At 68.1% G+C, this 20,882-nt stretch carries 18 protein-coding genes; 2 read left to right on the top strand and 16 right to left on the bottom strand.

Going from position 1 to position 20,882, the window contains the following annotated elements; translation table 11 throughout:
- Positions 1 to 140 precede the first annotated feature (140 nt).
- A complete protein-coding gene (locus BLQ58_RS14005) occupies positions 141 to 1,130 on the top strand; it encodes an NAD(P)H-dependent flavin oxidoreductase (RefSeq protein WP_092598824.1) in 990 nt (329 codons plus the stop codon).
- A 92-nt stretch (positions 1,131 to 1,222) separates the two neighbouring features.
- Here the strand turns inward: BLQ58_RS14005 and BLQ58_RS14000 are convergent, their stop codons facing one another.
- Entirely contained in the window at positions 1,223 to 1,813 is a 591-nt protein-coding gene (locus BLQ58_RS14000) for a PadR family transcriptional regulator (protein ID WP_029051533.1), read from the bottom strand.
- Between the two features lie 341 nt (positions 1,814 to 2,154).
- Between BLQ58_RS14000 and BLQ58_RS13995 the strand changes: the two genes are divergently transcribed.
- Entirely contained in the window at positions 2,155 to 2,370 is a 216-nt protein-coding gene (locus BLQ58_RS13995) for a hypothetical protein (protein ID WP_029051534.1), read from the top strand.
- 229 nt (positions 2,371 to 2,599) lie between these two features.
- Here the strand turns inward: BLQ58_RS13995 and BLQ58_RS13990 are convergent, their stop codons facing one another.
- The 15 genes from BLQ58_RS13990 to BLQ58_RS13920 form a co-directional block, all read right to left on the bottom strand.
- Positions 2,600 to 3,604, bottom strand: a complete 1,005-nt coding sequence (locus BLQ58_RS13990; protein WP_029051535.1) for a Bug family tripartite tricarboxylate transporter substrate binding protein — start codon at positions 3,602 to 3,604, stop codon at positions 2,600 to 2,602.
- Positions 3,605 to 3,713: 109 nt separating this feature from the next.
- Complete coding sequence (locus BLQ58_RS13985) at positions 3,714 to 4,445, bottom strand: SDR family NAD(P)-dependent oxidoreductase (RefSeq protein WP_029051536.1); 732 nt, start codon at positions 4,443 to 4,445, stop codon at positions 3,714 to 3,716.
- A 265-nt stretch (positions 4,446 to 4,710) separates the two neighbouring features.
- The gene (pcaF, locus tag BLQ58_RS13980) at positions 4,711 to 5,913 is read right to left on the bottom strand and encodes a 3-oxoadipyl-CoA thiolase (protein ID WP_029051537.1); all 1,203 of its coding nucleotides are present in this window, start codon (positions 5,911 to 5,913) and stop codon (positions 4,711 to 4,713) included.
- Positions 5,914 to 5,951: 38 nt separating this feature from the next.
- Complete coding sequence (locus BLQ58_RS13975; RefSeq protein ID WP_029051538.1) at positions 5,952 to 6,599, bottom strand: CoA transferase subunit B; 648 nt, start codon at positions 6,597 to 6,599, stop codon at positions 5,952 to 5,954.
- A gap of 19 nt (positions 6,600 to 6,618) precedes the next feature.
- Positions 6,619 to 7,302, bottom strand: a complete 684-nt coding sequence (locus BLQ58_RS13970) for a 3-oxoacid CoA-transferase subunit A (protein WP_029051539.1) — start codon at positions 7,300 to 7,302, stop codon at positions 6,619 to 6,621.
- 349 nt (positions 7,303 to 7,651) lie between these two features.
- Positions 7,652 to 10,705 (bottom strand): AAA family ATPase, encoded by a 3,054-nt coding sequence (locus tag BLQ58_RS13965; RefSeq protein WP_092598821.1) that lies wholly within the window; start codon positions 10,703 to 10,705, stop codon positions 7,652 to 7,654.
- A complete protein-coding gene (locus BLQ58_RS13960) occupies positions 10,702 to 11,847 on the bottom strand; it encodes an exonuclease SbcCD subunit D (protein WP_029051706.1) in 1,146 nt (381 codons plus the stop codon). The genes BLQ58_RS13965 and BLQ58_RS13960 overlap by 4 nt, the downstream gene beginning before the upstream one ends.
- Positions 11,848 to 11,933: 86 nt before the next feature.
- On the bottom strand, positions 11,934 to 13,298 hold the full coding sequence (locus tag BLQ58_RS13955) for a sigma 54-interacting transcriptional regulator (protein WP_029051705.1): 1,365 nt from the start codon (positions 13,296 to 13,298) through the stop codon (positions 11,934 to 11,936).
- A gap of 13 nt (positions 13,299 to 13,311) precedes the next feature.
- Positions 13,312 to 15,060 (bottom strand): TadG family pilus assembly protein, encoded by a 1,749-nt coding sequence (locus tag BLQ58_RS13950; RefSeq protein WP_254775942.1) that lies wholly within the window; start codon positions 15,058 to 15,060, stop codon positions 13,312 to 13,314.
- A 9-nt stretch (positions 15,061 to 15,069) separates the two neighbouring features.
- Positions 15,070 to 15,417, bottom strand: coding sequence for a DUF3613 domain-containing protein (locus BLQ58_RS13945; protein WP_092598818.1), 348 nt, complete (start codon positions 15,415 to 15,417; stop codon positions 15,070 to 15,072).
- The gene (locus tag BLQ58_RS13940) at positions 15,414 to 16,262 is read right to left on the bottom strand and encodes a tetratricopeptide repeat protein (RefSeq protein ID WP_092598815.1); all 849 of its coding nucleotides are present in this window, start codon (positions 16,260 to 16,262) and stop codon (positions 15,414 to 15,416) included. The genes BLQ58_RS13945 and BLQ58_RS13940 overlap by 4 nt, the downstream gene beginning before the upstream one ends.
- A complete protein-coding gene (locus tag BLQ58_RS13935; protein ID WP_029050790.1) occupies positions 16,259 to 17,392 on the bottom strand; it encodes a type II secretion system F family protein in 1,134 nt (377 codons plus the stop codon). Before BLQ58_RS13935 ends, BLQ58_RS13940 begins: the two co-directional genes overlap by 4 nt.
- 18 nt (positions 17,393 to 17,410) lie before the next feature.
- Positions 17,411 to 18,337: a type II secretion system F family protein gene (locus BLQ58_RS13930; RefSeq protein ID WP_029050791.1), complete on the bottom strand. Its 927-nt coding sequence runs from the start codon at positions 18,335 to 18,337 to the stop codon at positions 17,411 to 17,413.
- Complete coding sequence (locus BLQ58_RS13925; RefSeq protein ID WP_029050792.1) at positions 18,330 to 19,646, bottom strand: TadA family conjugal transfer-associated ATPase; 1,317 nt, start codon at positions 19,644 to 19,646, stop codon at positions 18,330 to 18,332. Before BLQ58_RS13925 ends, BLQ58_RS13930 begins: the two co-directional genes overlap by 8 nt.
- Before the next feature lies 1 nt (position 19,647).
- Entirely contained in the window at positions 19,648 to 20,880 is a 1,233-nt protein-coding gene (locus BLQ58_RS13920) for a response regulator (protein ID WP_029050793.1), read from the bottom strand.
- Positions 20,881 to 20,882 lie beyond the last annotated feature (2 nt).

The following is a 20,882-nucleotide window of genomic DNA, read 5'->3' as shown; positions in this document are numbered from 1 at the left end:
GGTAGCCCGGCGAACGTGATACCTTGCGATTCATCATGCAACTGGTTGCATAACAAGTCCGATTGCCTGATCGCCTGCTTGCCTCGCCGCGTCGATGGCATGTGCCCCACCGATTTGCCGCCTCCTCCGAAGGAACCGTCATGGCCATTCCCGCCCTGCTGCAAAACCTGTCGCTGCCGGCCGTCTGCTCGCCGCTGTTCATCATTTCCAATCCCGATCTGGTCATCGCGCAATGCAAGGCCGGCGTGGTGGGCTCGTTCCCGGCGCTCAACGCGCGTCCTGCCGAGAAGCTGGAGGAATGGCTCGACCGCATCACGACCGAGCTGGCCGAGCACGACGCCAGGCACCCCGACCGGCCCGCCGCACCGTTCGCGGTCAACCAGATCGTGCACAAGTCCAACGACCGGCTCGAACACGACCTGGAAATGTGTGTGCGCTACAAGGTGCCCATCGTCATCACGTCGCTGGGCGCCCGTGTTGAAGTCAACGAGGCCGTGCATTCGTACGGCGGCATCGTGCTGCATGACGTGATCAACAATACCTTTGCCCGCAAGGCGATCGACAAGGGCGCCGACGGCCTGATCGCCGTCGCGGCCGGCGCAGGCGGCCATGCCGGCACGCTGTCGCCGTTTGCGCTGTTGCACGAGATCCGGGAATGGTTCGATGGTCCGCTGCTGCTGTCCGGCGCCATCGCCAGCGGTGACGCCGTGCTGGCCGCCCAGGCCGCCGGTGCCGACCTGGCCTATATCGGCTCGGCCTTCATTGCCACGCTGGAAGCCAATGCCCAGGACGCCTACAAGCAGATGATCGTCGACAGCAACGCCGACGACATCATCTATTCCAACCTGTTCACGGGCGTGCACGGCAACTATCTGCGCGAAAGCATCGTGCGCTCCGGCTTGGACCCGGAAGCACTGCCGACCTCGGATGCCACGGCCATGAACTTCGGTTCGACCCGCGTCAAGCCGTGGAAGGACATCTGGGGCGCCGGTCAGGGCGTGGGCGCCATCAAGCGCGTGGTGCCGGCGGCCGAGCTGGTGCGCCGTTTCGTCGAAGAATACGCGCTGGCTCGCCGCCGCCTGGGGCTGGCGCCGGCCGAAGCCGCCGCGCATGCGGCCAGCGTCGCCTGATTGGCGTTTTTCTGATGTATTCCTGACGTCTCCCTTTCCCGCGCCGGTGCAAGACCGGGCGGGAAAGGCGATCGTCAGCCGGTGATGTGCCGTTATCCTTCGCCGGGCTTTTCCAGCAGCGGCATCAAGTCGCGCCCCCACTTCACCCAGTCCTCCTGGAACCGGATGCCTCGCCGCAGCAGCGCATACTGGATTTGCTGGCGCCGATCGAGCGTGCCGCCGAAATCCTTGCGTTCGATATCGCGGTAGAGCGCCAGGCGATCCTCGTGCAGGGCGATCAGGCGTCGCATTTCCTCGTCCAGCCCGAGCGGCCCGATTGCAGCATCTGCACGTAGCTTGACCAGAATTTCCTCACGCTGGTCCAGCCCCGCACCGGGCGAGAGCACCCATCGCACCAGTTCGTCGCGGCCGGACGGCAGCACGTAATAGACCTTCTTGCGATTCCTTTTTTCCGCCGGCGCCCCGTCGGGGGTGCTGCCCGGGGCGGCCATGGCCGCCTGATCCTTGCCGCCGTCCTCGGCCGCAATCCAGCCCATTTCGGCCATCCGCCCCAGTTCGCGGTAAATCTGCTGGTGCGTGGCGTGCCAGAAATAGCCGATGGACTTGTCGAACCGGCGCGCCAGGTCGTAACCCGACGACGGCTTTTCAATCAGGGAAATCAGGAGCGCGTGCTGGGTGGACATTCGCCGTGGAATTGGTGGCCCGGGTTGGCATGAACGTTGCTGCCTTGAGCCGGGAATGTTCAGGGTGGCGCTATGGTAGCGCGCAAGTCAGGGCGCGTCATGCCGTTAACCCTTGCAACGCCTGTTGGGCGGCGCCGGCGCGGCACCCATCCTCCGGATATCGACAGCTCAACAGAATCCTAAATATGACAACTCAGGCAATTGTCCTGAAACTGATGTAAAAAAATCGAAATGGCTTTTCGCGACCGCTTGCAATACATTCCAGACATTGCCACCCGCATGCGCGCGCCTTTTCCTTGCCGGCCCAACGTTCAGCGCCATGCGTCTCCTGGGAGTCGTCGATGAACGCAAGACCGGAAATCACCGAAGGCACGGCAGCGGGCGAGTCGTCGGCGTCCATCAGCGCCGCGCGCGCACGTGCCGGAACGGCCCCGATCTACTACCGGCTGCCCGATACCCCGGACGGCCACCATATCAAGGAATACGCCAGCGGCCTGCGGCAGCTGGTGCGCTTCGTCGGTGTCGAGGAGCAGGTGGTCAAATACAGCCTGTCCTGATTGCCCGCGGGCTGCCGGGGCCTGCCCGGCGGCGCGCCGAAGCTGCAGCTTGTCTCCTCCTGTCCTTCACGGACCTGGGATTTGCGCCCGCGACAACCTCGCGGGCTTTTTCTTTGGCGCGCGGGCTTTGGCGCGGGCAATAAAAAACCGGCCGCCGGGCAGGCGCCCGGGGCCGGTTCCAGTACTGCTGTATGGCTTGCCTGCGGACTACGGACGCAGGCTCAGGCGATCAGTCCACCGTCGCGCCGGAAGCCTTCACCACCTTGGCCCACTTGGCGGTTTCGGACTTCATGAAGGCGGCCAGCTGGGCCGGCTTCTCCGGATTCGGCTCGGCGCCTTGCTCGGCCATCTGCTTCTTGACTTCCGGCATGGCCAGGATCTTGACCACTTCGGCGTTCAGGCGATCGACGATCGGCTGCGGCGTGCCGCCAGTGGCATACAGGGCGAACCACGACGTGGCTTCATAGCCCGGCACACCGGCTTCGGCCACGGTCGGCACGTCCGGCAGTGCCGGCGACCGCTTGCCCGAGGTCACGGCGATGGCGCGCAGCTTGCCAGCCTTCACGTGCGGGTACGACGACGGCATGTTGTCGAACATCAGCCCGATCTGGTTGCCCAGCAGGTCGTTCACGGCCGGGGCGCTGCCCTTGTACGGAATGTGCTGGATATGCAGGCCGGTCATCGAGTTGAACAGCTCGCCCGACAGGTGCATCGACGAACCGCTGCCCGACGAACCGTACGACAGCTTGTCCGGGTTGGCCTTGACGTAGGCGATCAGCTCCTTGATGTTGTGAACCGGCACCTTCGGGTTCACCACGACGATGTTCGGCACCATGGCCACGCGCGTGATCGGCGCGAAGTCCTTGACCGGGTCGTACGGCAGCTTCGAGTACAGCGACTGGTTGATCGCATGCGTGCCGATCGTGCCCATGAACAGCGTGTAGCCGTCGCCCGGTGCCTTGGCGGCCAGCGACGCGCCGATGTTGCCGCCTGCGCCCGGACGGTTGTCCACCACCACCGGCTGACCCAGCGCCTTGCCCAGTTGCAGGCTGACGATACGGGCCAGGATGTCGGTGGTGCCGCCGGCCGAGAACGGCACGATCATCGTGATCGGCTTGGTCGGATAGTTGCCCTGCGCCTGAGCGCCGGTCATGACGGCAAAGCCGGCTGCCATTGCGACGCCAGCGGCCAGCAGGCGTCTGCGCGCCTTCGAGGTTTGATTGGTGATGCTCATCTTGTGCTCCAGGAATTGATGCACACCCGCGGACGAACCTTGTGAGCGGCCGCGGGCGCAATGCTTGTGTATCGCTATTCCACCCCGTGCCTTGGGGCGGGCAACTTTCTTATACGGGTGCCACCCCCAGCGTGGTTCCGCCGCAGACGTACAGCACTTGTCCCGTCACGAAACCATTCTCGGGGGCGAGGAAGAACAGCGAGGCACGCGCCACGTCTTCCGGCGTTCCCATTCTCTTCACGGCGATGCTAGCCAGAATGCGCCGTGTCTGTTCGCTGCCCTCCGGATTGCTCTTTCGGAACAGCTCGGTGGCGATGGGACCCGGTGCCACGGCGTTGACGGTGATGCCGTCGCCGCCCAGCTCCATCGCCAGCGTTCGGGTCATGCCAACCAGCCCTGCCTTGGCCGCGGAATACACCACGCGCTCGGGCTTGCCCAGCGCCGCGCGCGAGGCCATGTTGACGATACGCCCAAAGCCGGCCGCACGCATGGCGGGCAGGCAGGCCTGGGTCAGCAGCATCGTGGCCTGCAGCGTGAGGCCCACGACGTAATCGAGATCAGCGGCGGTGGCCGTGTCGGCCGTACCGGGACGCGTGGCGCCGGCGTTGTTCACGAGCCGGGTCACCGCGAACTGCGAGGTCACCGTCTCCGCCACCGCGCGCGTGGCGTCGGCGTTGGTCAGGTCGGCCTGGAAAAAGGTCAGGTTCGGATGCGACCACGTCAGTTCTGCATAGTCGACATTGATCACACGGGTCACCCCATCGGCGAGCAGCATTTCTGCAATCGCACGGCCAATGCCGGAACTGGCGCCGGTGACAAGCGTGGCAACGGGAAGGGACATCTCAAAACTCCGCACCGGCACACATGAGCCGGGTCAGTCAGAAAAAAGATGCGGCAAGACCGGCGAGCCCGTCGGCCTGGCCGCAATGCTCTACCTCGTTGGGGAAGAGACACCACTGAAACTTCCCACCTGTATTAACGGCGGGAAGTGAAGAAAATTAAGCGCTTGATGAATTCATGACCTAGCGGCATCGGGTTGCCGTTGCTCCCCTCTCCCGCACGGCGGGAGAGGGGAGCGCATAACGACGGCACTCAGCCCTGAACGATCAGACCCGCTCGATCACCATGGCGATACCCTGGCCCACGCCGATACACATCGTGCACAGCGCGAAGCGGCCGCCGGTACGCTCCAGCTGGTACAGCGCCGTCGTCACCAGGCGCGCGCCGCTCATGCCCAGCGGGTGGCCCAGGGCGATCGCGCCGCCGTTCGGGTTCACGCGCTTGTCGTCGTCGGCGATGCCCAGCTGACGCAGCACGGCCAGGCCTTGCGCGGCAAACGCTTCGTTCAGCTCGATCACGTCGATCTGGTCCAGCGACATGCCCAGCTGCTTCATCAGCTTCTGGGTGGCCGGCGCCGGGCCGATACCCATCACGCGCGGTGCCACGCCGGCCGTCGCCATGCCGACGATGCGGGCGCGCGGCTTCAGGTTGTGCTGCTTCAGGCCCGCTTCGCTGGCCAGCAGGATGGCGCAGGCGCCGTCGTTCACGCCCGAAGCGTTGCCGGCGGTCACGGTGCCGTCCGGGCGCACCACGCCGCGCAGCTTGGCCAGGGCTTCCATGCTGGTGGCACGCGGGTGCTCGTCACGGTCGACCACGATCGGGTCGCCCTTCTTTTGCGGAATCGTGACGGCGGTGATTTCCTGCGCCAGCGTGCCGTCGGCCTGGGCGCGCGACGCCTTTTCCTGGCTGCGCAGCGCCATCAGATCCTGGTCTTCGCGGCTGATCTTGTAATCCGTGGCCACGTTCTCGGCGGTCTCGGGCATCGAGTCCACGCCGTAGGCGGCACGCATCGCCGGGTTGATGAAGCGCCAGCCGATGGTGGTGTCGAAGATTTCAGCCTGGCGCGAGAACGCCGAGGTGGCCTTGCCCATCACGAACGGGGCGCGGCTCATGCTTTCCACGCCGCCCGAGATCATCAGGTTGGTTTCGCCCGCCTTGATGGCGCGCGCGGCGGTGCCGGTGGCGTCCATGCCCGAGCCGCACAGGCGGTTGATCGTCGAACCCGGCACGGCCTCCGGCAGACCGGCCAGCAGCGCCGACATGCGCGCCACATTGCGGTTGTCTTCGCCCGCCTGGTTGGCGTTGCCGTAGATCACGTCGTCGATGGCCGACCAGTCCAGGCCGGCGTTGCGTGCCATCAGGGCCTTCAGGGGCACCGCACCCAGGTCGTCCGCGCGCACGCCGGACAGGCTGCCGCCGTAACGGCCGATGGGGGTACGGATGGCGTCAACGATAAATGCGTCGCTCATGTTCTGTCTCGCTCGGTTTTGGTGGTCTGGAGGATGGATCAGGCGGCTTGCGTCTGCTTCAGGGGCACGCCGGTCAGACGTTGCAGTTCGTCAAACGACAGGCCTTCCGCGAGGTCGCGGGCAACCAGGCCGTCCGGCGTCACGTCGAGGGTGGCCAGATCCGTGTAGATGCGCGTCACGCAGCGGATGCCGGTCAGCGGATAGGTGCATTCGGGCACGATCTTGCTCTCGCCCTGCTTGGTCAGGTGCTCCATCATCACGAACACCTGCTTGGCGCCGATCGCCAGGTCCATCGCGCCGCCCACGGCGGGAATGGCGCCAGGGGCACCGGTATGCCAGTTGGCCAGGTCGCCCTTTTCGGACACCTGGAAGCCGCCCAGCACGCAGTAGTCGAGGTGGCCGCCGCGCATCATCGCGAACGAATCGGCGTGGTGGAAGTACGAGCCGCCGGCCTTGATCGTCACCGGCTGCTTGCCAGCGTTGATCAGGTCGCCGTCTTCTTCGCCGGCTGCCGGGGCGGGGCCCATGCCCAGCAGGCCGTTTTCGCTGTGCAGCAGGATTTCCTTGTCGGCCGGCAGATGGTTGCCAACCAGGGTGGGCAGGCCGATGCCGAGGTTCACCACGGCACCGTCCGGAATGTCTTTGGCCACGCGGGCGGCCATCTGGTCGCGGGTCAGGCGTTGCATGTTCTTTCTCCTTCTACGCTCAGGCGGCCTGGGCAGCCGAGCCGCCCACCTTGACCACACGCTTGACGAACAGGCCCGGCGTGATGATGTGCTCGGGGTTCATGTCGCCCAGTTCGACGACGTTGCTGACCTGCACGATCGCGCACTTCGCAGCCATGGCCATGATCGGGCCGAAGTTGCGTGCGGTCTTGCGGTAGGTCAGGTTGCCCCAGCGGTCTGCCGTGTCGGCCTTGATCAGCGCGAAATCGGCGTGGATCGGCTTTTCGAACACATAACCCTGGCCGTCGATGATGCGCGTTTCCTTGCCTTCGGCCAGCGGCGTGCCGTAGGCCGTGCGCGTGAAGAAACCGCCGATGCCGGCACCGGCGGCGCGGATGCGCTCGGCCAGGTTGCCCTGGGGCACCAGTTCCAGTTCGATCTCGCCAGCATGGAACAGCGAATCGAACACATACGAATCCACCTGCCGCGGGAACGAGCAAATGATCTTGCGCACGCGCTTGGTCTTCAGCAGTGCCGCCAGCCCCGTGTCGCCATTGCCGGCGTTGTTGTTGACGATGGTCAGGTCACGCGCACCCTGGGCGATCACCGCATCGATCAGTTCCGCCGGCATGCCAGCCAGGCCAAAGCCGCCGATCAGGATCGTGGCGCCGTCGTGGATGCCGGCCACTGCCGCTTCCACCGAGTCATATAGCTTGTTGATCACTTGCGTTCCAGTACGGAAGGGTCCGGCATCGCGCCGGGACCGGCCGCAAGAGGGGCGGCACGCAAAGATGTCTCCGGCAGACTGCTCGGACGGGCGTCCCGTCGTGCCAACCCGTGCTCGGCACGGTGACGACGTCGGGACAGGGTCCACAATCTTGCAGTTGTCTTGATGAGCCGTCTTGCGGCGGCTTCTTTGATGGTCGGCGGATCGGGTTGTCAGCGATGTTCGCTATACGAACCTCAATTCGCAGAATGAACAAAGGTTACACCCGGCGTCAAAACAGGGTCAATAAGGGTCTGCGCGTGGCGGGCGATAATCGGTCACCCCCCCTCCGCGCACAGGGTGTCCCTCAGGGCAAACGCAGCACCGCCTGGCTGCCGCTGACGCCGGGGCGTACTTCGAGCCGCACATCGATCCGTTCGCGCAGTTCGGCCACGTGCGAGATGATGCCGACCAGCCGGCCGGCCTGCTGTAGATCGAGCAGCGTGCGGATGGCGAAGTCGAGGCTTTCCGGGTCGAGCGTGCCGAAGCCTTCATCCACGAACAGCGTGTCGAGCTGGATGCCGCCGGCGCGCGACTGCACCACGTCGGCGAGCCCCAGCGCCAAGGATAGCGACGCCAGGAAGCCTTCGCCACCCGACAGCGTGTTGGCCGGCCGGGTGGCGCCGGTATCGTGGTCGAACACCTCCAGGTCCAGCCCGCCGGCCATGCGCTGGTCGCCCTGCTCGCGCACGCGCTGCAGCGCGTAGCGGCCCCGACTCATGCGCAGCAACCGCAGTGACGCCGCCTCCAGCACCTCGTCGAGCAGCGTGGCCAGGACAAAGCGCTGGAACGTCATGCGGCGCGGATTGTTGCCATTGGCCACTTCCGACAGGCGGCCCAGCACCGCATAGCGTGCTTCCACCTCGCGCCCTTCGGCGGCCAGCGATTCCACCTGACCCTTGCATTGCAGCAGCGTGTCGCGCGACGCGGCCAATTCGCTGCGCTCGCGGATGGCCGCTTCCAGCCTCACCGCCGCCTGGTCGCGCGTGGCCAGCAGCGCAGGCATGTCGGGCACCTGCAGCGCCTGCGCGATGGCGGCGGTGCGGGCATGCCATTCGGCCGCACGGGCCAGTTCGACATCGAAGGCCCGGATCGCGTCGTCCAGCGCCGACGTGTCGTCGGCAGACAGGCACGCGGCGGCGTAAGCATCGTCATGATCGAAGGCGGCCGCGCGCATGGCGTCGGCCAGTGCCGTCTCGCGCTCGGCGACGCGGGCGTCGGCCTGGGTGACGTTGTCTCGCGCCGACGCCAGCGCCGCCGCCGTTGCCGCCTGCAGCGCGACGGCGTCGCGCTCGGCGCCCTGTGCGGCCTGCAATGCGGCTTCGAGCGCGCCGGCTTCGCGCCGGGCAGCCTCCAGCGCGGCCGTCATCGCATCGGGGTCGCGCGAATCCTCGGGCACCTGTTCGCAGGCCGCCTGCCATTCGCCATCCAGCCGCGCGTGTTCCTGCGCGGCGGCGCGGGCGGCCGTGTCGGCGGTCTGGGCCAACACTTCGGCGGCCTCGACGGCCTTGCGGGCCTGCGCCGCCTGCACCGCCAGCGCATCGGCGCGCTTGCCTGCCAGTTCGGCCTGGCGGACGGCCTCGGCCAGCGCGGTGATCTCGGCATCGAGCGCGCTGGCGCCCGCCGCGGATACATCGCCAGCGGCCTCGATCAGATCCGCCAGCCGCGCCTGCCATTGCATGGCGTTGGCACCGGTCTGCTGATGCGCGGTGCTGGCCTCGGCCAGCGCATCCTCGGCACGCTGCAACGCCAGCCGCGCGGCATCGAGATCGTCGTCGGTCACCAGCGCCAGCGTCTGTTGCGCCAGCGCCGGATGATCCTTGCCGCCGCAAACCGGGCATGGCTCGCCGCGCTTGACGCTGCCGGCCAGGCGCGCGGCCTGCCCGTGGCGCCAGTCCACCTCGGCCTGGCGCATGGCCGCGCGCGCCGCGTCGCGGGCCTCGGTGGCAGCGCGCTTGCGCGCCTCGCTGGACACCAGTGCCGCGCGCAGCGGCCCAAGCTCGGCTTCGATCTGGCGGCATTTGGCGATGCGCGCGGCGCGCTCGCGGGCCTGTTCCAGCCGCAGCTGCAGCGCCTGCAGCCCCGCTGCGCCCGCGCGCGCCTGTTCGGCATCGGCCTCCAGCGTCTTGAGCGCGGTGGCGGCGGCCTGAAACGCGTCGATCTTCGCCGCACATGCCGATTGCGCCATGGCCAGCGTGGTGCCGGCCTGTGCCACGGCATTGCGCAGCACCCCAAGCTTGCGCGCCTGCGGCAGCAGGTGTTCGAGCCGGGTCACCGTGCGTTGCGCGGCGGCCCGGGCCTCCTGGCGCGACTGTTCGGCGCGCAGCGCACGGGCGGCAGTTTCCGCCGCCTGCGCGGCCCGCGTAGCCGATATCTCAGCCTGCGCCTGGACCGTGTGCACCCTGGCCTGATCCTGCCGGGCTGCCTGCAGTTGCTGCACCGCCGGCGTGACCTGCGCCGCGCGTCGCGCCGCGTGCAGCCGCACGCGATCGCCGTCCACGGCCGCCACCTTCGCCTTCAGCATGGCATGCGCGCCTTCGGCTTCGCGCCAGGCCTTGATCTGGGTATGCTCGAGTTCGCCCTTGCGCAGCGACGCCTGCGCGGCCTCGCTATCGGCGCGCGCAACGTCCTCGCGGCGCAGCAGCTCGGCCAGCGTGACCTGCAGCGCGTCGATGCGATCGGTCAGGGCGTCGATCGATGGAAGCTCGTGCTGGTCCAGCAGCGTCTTGCGGCGCACGGCAATCTGCTCGGCTTCGCGCCGGATGCTGGCGGCCTGCTCCTTGAGCTGCTCTTCCACGCGGCGATACAGTTCGGTATGGAACAGCCGCTCCAGGATGCCCTGGCGCGCCCGCGAATCGGCGGTCAGCAGCTCGCGAAACCGGCCCTGCGGCAGCACGATGACCTGCCGGAACTGCGCGCTGTCGAAGCCCAGCAGATCGCGCACGGCGTCGCTGACACGGCCCGGCTGGCTGGCGTGGCTCTTCCAGGCGCCGTCGAGCATCACGTCCAGCTGCGCCTTGGCGGCTTCCTTGACGAAACCGCCCGTCGCACGCTGGCTGGGGCGGTCCTGCGTGGGCGAGCGCGTCACGCGGTAGTGCATGGCCCCCAGGCCGAATTCCAGCGTGACTTCGGTGCGCAGCGCGGGGTCGGCATTGGCGCTGCGCATGTCCTGCGCGCTGCGCTCGCCGCCCGACGTATCGCCGTAGAGCGCAAAGCAGATGGCATCGAGCAGCGTGGTCTTGCCCGCGCCCGTGGGTCCGTGGATCAGGAAGAACGCCTGCTCGCCGAGCCGTGTGAAATCGATGGTCTCGGTGGCGGCAAACGGACCGAAAGCCTGCAACTTCAGGTACAGCGGTTTCATGCCGATTCCCTTTCCGAAGCCTCCATACCGGCCAGAAGATGGTCCAGTGCGCGGCGTTGGTCGCCGTCCAGGTCCGCGTCAGCCACTTCGCGGAAGAAATTTGCAAACAGACTGCCGGTGTCCAGCTCGCGCATGCGCCGGCCCGCCTCGCCGGCCTGCCCGCTGCGCGCCAGGATGGCCCGCTCGATCGCCAGCGCGTTCGGATACGCCTCGCGCAGCCGCGCCATCGGGTCCAGCAGCGCGCCGGTATCGGTCAGCACCGCATAGACGTAGTCGTCCCTGCGGGCGTCCGCCAGGCCCGCCTCCACCAGCGCGGCCAGTTCGCCTGTCAGGATGCGCAGGTCACGGCGCGGCTTCAAGGCGATGGGCTCGATGCGCACCGCGCCCTTGCCGTCCAGTTCGACCAGCGACACGGTCTTGTGGTGATCGGCTTCCGATAGCGAATACTTGAGCAGCGACCCGGCGTAGTGAATCCGCTCGCCAATGGTCTGCGGCCGGTGCAGGTGACCCAGCGCCACGAAGTCGAAGCCGTGGAACAGGTCTGCCCCCACCGCACCGCTGCCGCCCACCGACAGCGGCCGTTCCGATTCACTGACCGCGCCGCCCACCACGAACGCGTGTCCCACCGCCACGGCACGCACGCCAGCCGGATGGCTGGCCCGGATCGCGTCGAGCTGCGCGCCCAGCGCGGCCTCGTGCGATGACAGCTCGACACCCAGCGCGTCGCGCACCACCGCGGGCTCCGCATACGGCAGCGCGTAGATCCGCACCTCGCCATGGGCGTCGCGCAGCGACACGCAGGCGGCTTCCGGGCCGGTGCGGCCCGCCACATGCAGGCCGCGTGCGGCCAGCATGCGCGCGCCAAAATCGAGCCGCTGCGCGCTGTCGTGGTTGCCCGCGATCATCACCACCGGCACGCCGGCTTCCACCACGATGCGCGCCAGCACGTCGTCCAGCAACGCCACGGCCTCGGGCGGCGGCACCGCGCGATCGTAAACGTCGCCGGCAATCAGCACGGCATCGGGACGCACGTCACGCACCAGCGCCACGAACTGGTCGAGCACGTGCGCCTGGTCTTCAATCAGGCTGCGGGCATGGAAAAGCCGACCAAGATGCCAGTCGGCGGTGTGGAGAAAACGCAATTCGGGTCCTTCGGCGCGGTGGCGCGTAATGCACGGCCCTGCCGTGCGGTCCCGCATCATAACGTCCCGTCGCCGGCAGGCGGCCTTCAGACCGGTTCCGCCTCGCTGTCGGCAATCTGGAACTTGCGCATCTTCTCCCACAGCACCTTGCGGCTGATGCCCAGGCAGGCGGCCGTATCCTGGCGGCGCCAGCCGTTGGCATCGAGCGCGGCGATGATCCGGCGCCGCTCCTCGACATCGCCGCGCGGATCGCCGCGCTCCAGGCCATCGAAGGCGCCCGGCCGCAGCCCCCGGAACAATGGCCGGATACGGTCCTCGTCCCAGCCACCAAACTGGCGTGCCGTGATGCCCACGCGCTCGGCCAGGTTGCGCAGCTCGCGCACATTACCGATGAAGAACGCGGTGCCCACGGCCCCCTTGAGCCAGTCGGGCATGGGCGGCAGCGCATCGTAGGCGGCCGGGCCCATCATGTGGCGCAGGAACGATTGCAGCAGACCCACCTTGTCGCCGGGGCCGCGGTCCTCCAGGCTCGGGATGCGCAACTCGATCACCGCCAGCCGGAAATACAGGTCGGCGCGGAAGCGGCCCTCGCGCACCGCCTCGCGCAAGTCCTTGTTGGTGGCTGCCACCAGCCGGAAATCGAGCTTCACGGCCATGGTCGATCCCAGCCGCGTCAGTGCGTTTTCCTCCAGCACGCGCAGCAGCTTGACCTGCTGGAACAGCGGCAGGTCGCCGATCTCGTCCAGGAACAGCGTGCCGCCGGTGGCCTGTTCGAAGAACCCCCGGTGCGCGAACATGGCGCCCGTGAAGGCGCCCTTGGCATGGCCGAAGAACTGCGACTCGAACAGGCCGTCGGGAATTGCCCCGCAGTTCACGGCGACGAACGGTCCCTTGCCATACTGGCTGTTGCGCTCGTGGAACAGCCGTGCAATGCGCTCCTTGCCGGCGCCTGTCTCGCCGTACAGCATCACGTTGCTGTCGAAGTTTGCGAAGGTCTCCACCTGTTCCAGCAGCTCCTGCATGGCCGGCGATCCGGCCACCAGGTCGGCCACGTCGGGACGGGCCTCGCCGGCGGCCAGCAGCTGCGGCATCAGCTTGGCAATCTGGTTGCGCAGGTCGCCGCCGTTGAAGTCGTGCGGGAGGATGTATGCGTATTCTGGCGGGAAGCGGCCCGGATCGGTCTCGCGGTCCGGCGCGCCCACCCAGATCACCGGCATGCCGTGGGCGGCTTCCCAGTCCAGCGTGAACTTGGCCGAGCCGATCGCCGAGGCGCTGATCACGGCAATGCACGGCTTCACGCGCGCCTCGTTCGGCAGCGCGTCAAGGGCACCGGCACGAATCACCTCGGTCCCCAGCGGCGTCAGGAATCGCGCCACGCGGTCGGCAATCTCGTACTGGCCTTCCCACACATAGACTTCGAGGCTCTCGTAGGCCCAACGCTCTGCTTTCATGATGGTTCAGGATTCAGTACACAAGTTCGGCGTTGTTGCAGTCCACGCTGTTGAGCCGGACGTTGGCGTTGGCGATATCGATGCCCAGCGTGGCCAGCAGCCAGCCTGCCACCCCGTCGATCAACGGCCCCAGCGGATCAATCAGCGGCGTGAGCAGCTCCCCCGGGGCGATGCTCAGCCCCTTGAGGCCCAGCACATCGACGGAAAGAACAGGGTTGAGATTCCGCAGGAGATCGCCGACGGTGCGGCTCACCGGCGCGGCCGCCGACGTGGAGGCATTGGCGCCAGGGTGCAGCACCAGATCCGTGCCGGTGGCGGTCGATGCGGTCTGCAGGGTCGGGTGGGCGATCAGGTCTGCCTGCGTCGAGCTGCCCGGAATCAGCGGCACCGGCAGCGTCAAGACACTGACGGTGCCCAGCCTCAGCTGGCTGGACGACGTGCATTGCAGCTTGTTTTCCGTCAGGCATGCCACCATCAGGCTTGGGTCCACCCTGATGGTGGCGGTCCGCTGGTCTGGCGTGGCGGCGCACCGCAAGGCGGTCAGGTCCGCCTTCGCCTGCGCAACCTTGAGCAGCAGCGGCAGGTCGAAGCTGGCCGACACCAGCGGCGGCAAGCCAATATTGGCATGCACGGCCAGGTTGAGGCCGAGCTGCGCGGTGGAAGCCGTCGTCTTCCAGCTGCCGTCGGGCAGTTGCTTCGCCGGGCCCACCGCTACCTTGGGCGGATCGATAATGGTCAGCGATGCCGCGGCAGTGGCGCTGCCCACCGGTTGCAACGGCACGTTCAGATTCGGAATATTGAGTGCCACCGCGCTGCTGCCGCGCGCCACATAGGCGGCGGTGGTCAGCAGCGATGCCACGTTCAGACCCACTTCGGCCGCCGACGACGCGGCTGGCGTGAGCACGCCGAGATCCAGCAACCGCGCCAGCGTCAGATTGGTCCCGAGCCCGTTCAGGCCGAGCTGCGTCTCGGGGCTGCCCAGCGCCGCACCCAGCAGTGCCTGCCGCCCGGCCGCATTGAGTACCAGCGCGTAGAACTCGCGGATCGACAGCGTGGTGTTCATCAGCGCATCGACCGTTCCCACGCCAAGCTGGAGCCTCAGCTGCTCCAGCGTGACGTTGGCATTGACCAGTCCGTTCCAGTCGGCCACCGAAAGATTCACCGTATTGCCCAGCAGCAGGCCCAGCACGCCGCTTGCCGAGTTCAGGTTCAACAACCCGCTCCCCAGCGAAAACGACGCCACCGGCGGGCTGGCCGCCGCGATGGCCTCGGCATGCAGCTGGCGCGACGTGCCGCCGGGCAGCACGAACAGCAGCGGCACCGTCAGCGTCCCTTGCACGCGCACGGCGTTGGGCGATAGCGTCGCCGCGTCGTAGCCCGCGTTGAAGTGGCGCACGGTGTCGCCGTTCGCGGCATCGGCCGGGTCCCACACGCCCAGGCACGTGCGCATGCCGTCGCCAGCGCCGGCCGCCGCGTCGGCACAGTCCGGGCCCACCGCACCGCGATAGCCGTTCTGGCTGGCCGCCGCCGTCACGGACGCCATCACGTTGGCCGTGGTGGTGGGCAGGTCATCGGCCCGCTTGAGCTGCTGGGCGCCGGACAGCGCCGCCAGGTCCACCGCCTTCTGCAACTGCCGCTGGCTGTAAAACACGAAGCCGACATCGATCGACACCATGGCACCGATGACCACGGTGGCGATCAGTACGGCGGCCATCAGGCTGATGGCGCCACGCTGGCGATGGAGATCGGCCCGATGCGGCATGGCGTGTGGCTATTGCCCGTTCATCGGCTGGCTGCCCGCGCCGCCGCGCAGCGGGCTACCTGTGGAAATCGTCGAAAAGAACTCGGGCAGCGGATGGGTGAAGCTGCGCATGTAGCGCGCGTACCCCAGCGCGGCCTGGTCGCCGGTCAACGGTTGCTGCGGGCCGGCCTGCGATCCGCTGCGCTGGATGTCGAGCAGGCTGCGCGTGGTATCGCCCACCGCCACGTCGTTGGCGGGACGCACCTCGGCGGGCGCGGTGGGCTGCTGGGCCATGGCCGGCGCCGCGGCAGCCAGCGCGGCCAGCGCGGCCAGCGCCGCCATCCTGGCCAGGCGCGGCGCAAACGGGGAAAGGATCATGGTCTGGCTCCTGCATTGAGCGCCACGGACTGCGCGGCGGCCGCGTTCGCATTGGGATCCGGCATCGGAATCGCGGCGGGATTCGGATGGACGGTGCCCCGTGGCGCCGTCTTGTCGCGCCCCTGCGCGGCGCGGGTCACGCGGTCTGCTTCCTTGCGGATGGCGGCGCGCGTGGCGTCCGGCATCGCGGCACGCTGCATCATCGCAGTGGCCTCGCTCCGCTTGCCGCTGGCCAGCATCCACACCACGGCATTGCTGATGACGCGCGGATTGTTGGCGTCCAGTTCCAGCGCCTGCATCACCGGCACGCGCGCATCCTGCAGCGCGCCACCACGCATCAGCGCATAGCCCAGGTCGTTGGCCACCTGCGCGTTGACCGGCTCAAGCAGCGCCGCCTGGCGCAATTCCACGGCGGCGCGCATGAAATCGCCCTGCCGGCCCAGCACCAGCCCGATGCCGTGGCGCGCGCGCGCGGCGCGATCGGTGTTCAGCAGGTCTCGATAGGCCTGCAGCGCCGCGTCGTCCTGGCCGGTCTCGCGCAGCGCATCGGCGCGCAGCACCTGCAGCGCCGTGCTGCTGCCGTACTTCTGCTGGTACGCGTCGATATGGGCCAGCGACGCGTAGTACATGCCTTCCTGCTGCATCTTGCCGATCAGGCCCAGGTACACGTTCTGGTCGTTGTACTCGGCGCGTGCGGCCTTGTCCTGCAGGCGGGCCAGTTCGATCTGCGCATCGGCCTGGCGTGCCATGGCGTCGGCACTGTTGGGCGTGCTGGCGCAGCCGCCCAGCAATGCCATGGCCACCGCGAGCGAGACTGCCAGCAGCGGGTGGGAGTGTCTTGTCATCCATGTCCTCCGTTCATGCGGGCCAGCATCCGGATCACGCCCAGGAAGCCGGGCCCCGCCGTCAGGATCAGCAGCACCGGCAGCAGGCTGACCACCATCACGCCGGTCATCTTCACGGTCAGCCGGCCGATCTTGTCCTTCATGCGCGCCTTGCGGGCCACCTGCAGCCGCTCGCCAAACTGGCGCAGCGGCTCCTGCACCGCGCCGCCGTGCTTGTCCACCTGCGTCAGCAGCGTGATCAGGCTCTTCAGGTCTTCGTCGTCGAACAGCTTGCCGATGCGCTGCAGCGTCTGTTCCCGCGACCGGCCCGAGGCAAACTGCTGGTTGGCGCGCTGCAGCTCGGGCCCCAGCACGCGCAGCATCGCGCCGAACTCGGTGACGATGACCTGCAGGCTCTGGTCGATCGACAGCCCCACGCCCTGCAGCAGCCGCAGCATGTCGATCAGCACCGGCAACTCCTCGGCCACTTCGCGCTGGCGGTTGGCCGCCCAGCGGCGCAATACGATCTTCGGCAGCAGGTACGCCGTCGCGAACGTGGAGAACCCCCAGGCCAACGCCTGCAACGTCGCGCCGTCGATCCGCCAGAGCAGCACGGCGCCCGCCAGCGCGGCAGGCACCAGCAATCGCAGGCCGCCAAATATGGCGCGCGGCTGCAGGCCATAAAAGCCGCACTGCTCCAGCAGCAACTGTTCCTCCGCGGCGACCACCGCACGGCCAAGGCGCGACTCCAGCCAGGACTGGTTGAAGCGGTCGCCGAAGGCCGCACCGAGCCTGGCGCCGAGCGTGGCAGGCGCTGGCCCGACTGTCGCAGCTGGCCGCGCAGGCGCTTGCCCGAGCGCGGCGGCGGCCGCTGCCGCGCGCGCCGACATGTGCGGCACAGCCGAAGCTGCTGCGGCCGACGATGCGGTGGCCGTCGCCTGTGCCACGGCCCCGGCTGTTTGTGGATGGCCCGGGGCGGCTTCGCCCGGCGCCACGGGTGCGCCATGTGTAGCCTGCCGCTGCAGCGCGGCGTCGATGGTCCGTGCGGCCTCGCGCCGCTGCCGCCATTGCCGCAGCAGCGGCCAGGCCAGCACCAGGAGCGCCATCGCGGCTGCAGCCAGGCTCGCGGAAATTAGGGTGGTGGCATCCATCTGCATGGCCGTGGGCTCCTAGATGGACTTTGCCAGCCGGTACAGCATCAGGATGCCGGCCACTTCGAGCCCGGCCGCGCCCAGCAGCATCATGCGGCCGGTGGGGTCCTTCCACATCATCATGATGTAGCCGGCGTTCATCATGAACAGCCCGCCCGCCACCACCAGCGGCAACAGGCCGAGCACCCAGGCGGACAGGCGCGTCTCGGCCGACAGCGCCATCAGTTCGCGCTGCGCTTCCTCGCGGTCGCGCATGAACGTGGCGGTACGCTCCATCACCACATCGGCGCGTCCGCCATATCGCTGCGACAGCCGCAGCACCGACGACACGATGACCAGTTCGTCCAGGTCGTAGGCGCGGCCCATCTGCATCACGGCCTGATCCAGTTCCTTGCCGGCCCGCTGCAGGTGGATGGCCTGCACGAGGCATTGGCGCAGCGGCGGCTCGGTATTGGCCACCGAGTTCTGGAACGCGGCCGGCACGCTGCTGCCGATTGTCATCAGCCGCACCACGCCATCGAGGAATCCCGGCAACTGGCGCAGCATCCGGTTCCTGAGCCGGCTGATGCGCAGCCACAGCACGAAGGCCGCCGTCGCCACGGCAACCACCAGCATCGCCGCCGCGCCGATGGCACCGCCCGCCCCCGCGCCGGCCACGACCAGGCATAGCATGGGCATGCCCCAGCGGAGGTACGTGCCGCGCGTCGGCGCCATGTCGGCGCGGCGCAGCAGGTCGGCCCAGCGACGTCGCAGGTCGCGCGCGGCGCCGTGCGGCTCGGGTTCCGTGGCCGAGGCATAGCGGGCACGGACCTGTTCGGTCTGCGCGGCCAGGTGGGCGCGAGCGCGCTCGGCGTTGGCCCTGCCACGGGCCGTAGCCAGCATCAGCAGGCCCAGACCCAGCAGCACCAGGGCAAACGTGGCGATGAACAGGCTGGCGCTAGAGATCAAAGCGGTCGTCCAGTGCAAAGGTTGCCGGACGCATGCGCGCCAGCTTGGGCGAATGCGGCAGGATGCCAAGCGACTGCCAGCGGTCGGTCTCGGTGCCGTCGGCGTTGATGACGGGCTCGTAGCGGTACAGCTCCTGCGTGGAAATGATGTTGTCGCCCAGCCCGGTGACTTCGGTGATCGACAGGATGCGCCGGCGTCCGCTGGACAGCCGTCCGATCTGCACGATGAAGTCGACGGCATTGGCAATCTGGCGGCGCAGGCTTACCTCGCTGCCCTGGAAGCCGGCGAAGCCGGCCAGCATTTCGAGCCGGTACAGGCATTCGCGCGGGCTGCTGGCGTGGATGGTGCCCATCGACCCGTCGTGGCCGGTACTCATGGCCTGCAGCATTTCCAGCACCTCGCCGCCACGCACTTCGCCCACGATGATGCGGTCGGGGCGCATCCGCAGGCTGTTGCGCAGCAGGTCGCGGATGGTGACCGTGCCCGTGCCCTCGAAGCCGCCGGGACGGCTTTCCAGCCGCACCACGTGCGGATGGTTCAGCGCCAGTTCGGCGGTGTCCTCGATCGTGATCACGCGCTCGCCCGATGGCATGAACGTGGCCAGCGCGTTGAGCAGCGACGTCTTGCCCGAACTCGTGCCGCCGCTCACCAGGATGTTGCAGCGCGCCCGCACCGCGGCCTCCAGCAGCTCCGTGATCTCGGGGCTCATGGTGCCCAGCGCCTGCAGGTCGGCCGGCGTCAGCGGGTCCTTGCGGAACTTGCGGATCGATACCACGGGGCCGGCCAGCGCCAGCGGGGGGATGATCACGTTGATGCGGCCGCCGTCCGGCAGGCGCGCGTCCACCATCGGGTTCGATTCGTCCAGGCGCCGGCCGATCGGCGCCAGGATGCGTCGCACGATGCGCAACAGGTGGCCGTTGTCGGCAAAGCGAACAGGGATGCGCTCCAGCACGCCATGCCGCGACACGTAGACGTCGAGATGCCCGTTCACGAGGATGTCTTCCACGGCCACGTCGTGCAGCAGGTCCTCGATCGGGCCAAAGCCGGCCAGTTCCTTGGTCAGCGCCTCGGAAATCTGATGCAGCTCGGCCTCGTTGATCGGAATGCGGCGCAGGCGCGTGAAGCTTTCCAGCTCCAGGTCGACAAACCGCTGGATGGCGGTGCGCGTCCAGCGGCCGAACTCCGCCCCAAGTTCCTCGATCCGCGTCAGCAGATGCTCGTGGGCGGCTTCCTTGATCTTGTGGAATTCCTGGGAAACAGGAAACGGGGCGGCGGCGTTATCCGAGAATTCGATGGCTTCGGTCATGTCAGTTCCCCGCCCGTGCGACGCGCGCAACACGCAATGCCTCGGGCAGCTTCTCCTTGATCCGGGCCAGGATGCCGCGCTCGGAAGTCTGTTCCGCGCGGTAGCCCAGCCGTTCCATGAGCGCGCCCAGGGCGCGCACGTAGGGGTCGGCCGGTGCGGCCTCGGCCAGCACCGCACCGCGATTGGCGGCCTGCACCAGCGCCGCACGCCGGTCGGGCAGCGTATCGACCGATGCCACGCCGATGCGTTCGGCGATCTGCGCCGCGTCCACGCCAAGTTCGGGGTCGAAGCGCGACACCATCAAATGCAGGTCGGGGCGGTCGATCTCGCGCTTTTTCAGCTCGTGCAGCAGTTCGGCGGCCGAAACGATGGCGCCCACACTCTGCTCGGCCACCATCACCACCGCATCTGCGGCCTTGACGATCTGCGACATGAACTCGGCATTCGAGAATCCGCCGAGATCGATCACCTGGAGGTCGAAAAAAGCACGCAGGCGGTCCAGCAGCGCCAGCGCCTCGGAAAACGACACATCGCGCAGTTCGGCCAGCGTGGCCGGCAGCGGCAGCACCGACACGCCGCTGCCATGCCGCGCCAGCGCGGTATCGACGAACACCTGGTCAAAGCGGCGCAGGTTGCGCACGGCCTCGACGAAATGGAATTCGGGCGCGATGTTCATGTAGAGCGCGCCGTCGCGCACGGGCAGGCCCAGGTCCAGCAGCAGCACCTCGGCAGCGGCGCCTGCATCGGCGCGCTGGCGCACGCTGGCGGCCAGATTCACGGCCAGCGTGCTCACGCCGACGCCGGGCCTGGCCCCCAACAGCGCCACGATCTTGCCGTGCCGGTGCGTGGGCGTCACGGGCCGCACCTGCGCGCGGGGCACCATCAGGCGCCGCACGGCGTCGGTGGCCTGCGCCGGCGCGCCGCGCAAATCGATGAAGTCCCGCACGCCGGCGCGCAGCGCGGCCAGCATCGCCTGCGGCTCGCCGGCGTTGCCGACGGCCACCAGAGGCAGGTGTGGAAACAGCCGCGCCACCTGTTCGGCCAGCCGGGCCGATGCCTCGACATGCGGCGCCCCGAAGTCCAGGAAGACCAGCCCGGGACGAACCGCCCCGACCTGCTCGATAAAGGCTTCCTGCGCCCCGTCCTCGGCCACCAGCGTGCCGGCGCCGCCCAGCGCCTGGTCCAGCCACTGGCGCAGGCTCTCGCGCCGGGTGTTCAGCAGGAAGGCATCCATCC

Source organism: Ralstonia sp. 25mfcol4.1 (assembly GCF_900104095.1).
GTDB lineage: Bacteria > Pseudomonadota > Gammaproteobacteria > Burkholderiales > Burkholderiaceae > Cupriavidus.
This window is presented reverse-complemented; position numbering and strand designations above follow the sequence as displayed.

Coding starts and splice junctions, on each gene's coding strand:
- BLQ58_RS14005 (WP_092598824.1), top strand. CDS start 141: ATGGCCATTCCCGCCCTGCTGCAAAACCTGTCGCTGCCGGCCGTCTGC.
- BLQ58_RS14000 (WP_029051533.1), bottom strand. CDS start 1,813: ATGTCCACCCAGCACGCGCTCCTGATTTCCCTGATTGAAAAGCCGTCG.
- BLQ58_RS13995 (WP_029051534.1), top strand. CDS start 2,155: ATGAACGCAAGACCGGAAATCACCGAAGGCACGGCAGCGGGCGAGTCG.
- BLQ58_RS13990 (WP_029051535.1), bottom strand. CDS start 3,604: ATGAGCATCACCAATCAAACCTCGAAGGCGCGCAGACGCCTGCTGGCC.
- BLQ58_RS13985 (WP_029051536.1), bottom strand. CDS start 4,445: ATGTCCCTTCCCGTTGCCACGCTTGTCACCGGCGCCAGTTCCGGCATT.
- pcaF (WP_029051537.1), bottom strand. CDS start 5,913: ATGAGCGACGCATTTATCGTTGACGCCATCCGTACCCCCATCGGCCGT.
- BLQ58_RS13975 (WP_029051538.1), bottom strand. CDS start 6,599: ATGCAACGCCTGACCCGCGACCAGATGGCCGCCCGCGTGGCCAAAGAC.
- BLQ58_RS13965 (WP_092598821.1), bottom strand. CDS start 10,705: ATGAAACCGCTGTACCTGAAGTTGCAGGCTTTCGGTCCGTTTGCCGCC.
- BLQ58_RS13955 (WP_029051705.1), bottom strand. CDS start 13,298: ATGAAAGCAGAGCGTTGGGCCTACGAGAGCCTCGAAGTCTATGTGTGG.
- BLQ58_RS13950 (WP_254775942.1), bottom strand. CDS start 15,060: ATGCCGCATCGGGCCGATCTCCATCGCCAGCGTGGCGCCATCAGCCTG.
- BLQ58_RS13945 (WP_092598818.1), bottom strand. CDS start 15,417: ATGATCCTTTCCCCGTTTGCGCCGCGCCTGGCCAGGATGGCGGCGCTG.
- BLQ58_RS13940 (WP_092598815.1), bottom strand. CDS start 16,262: ATGACAAGACACTCCCACCCGCTGCTGGCAGTCTCGCTCGCGGTGGCC.
- BLQ58_RS13935 (WP_029050790.1), bottom strand. CDS start 17,392: ATGGATGCCACCACCCTAATTTCCGCGAGCCTGGCTGCAGCCGCGATG.
- BLQ58_RS13925 (WP_029050792.1), bottom strand. CDS start 19,646: ATGACCGAAGCCATCGAATTCTCGGATAACGCCGCCGCCCCGTTTCCT.
- BLQ58_RS13920 (WP_029050793.1), bottom strand. CDS start 20,880: ATGGATGCCTTCCTGCTGAACACCCGGCGCGAGAGCCTGCGCCAGTGG.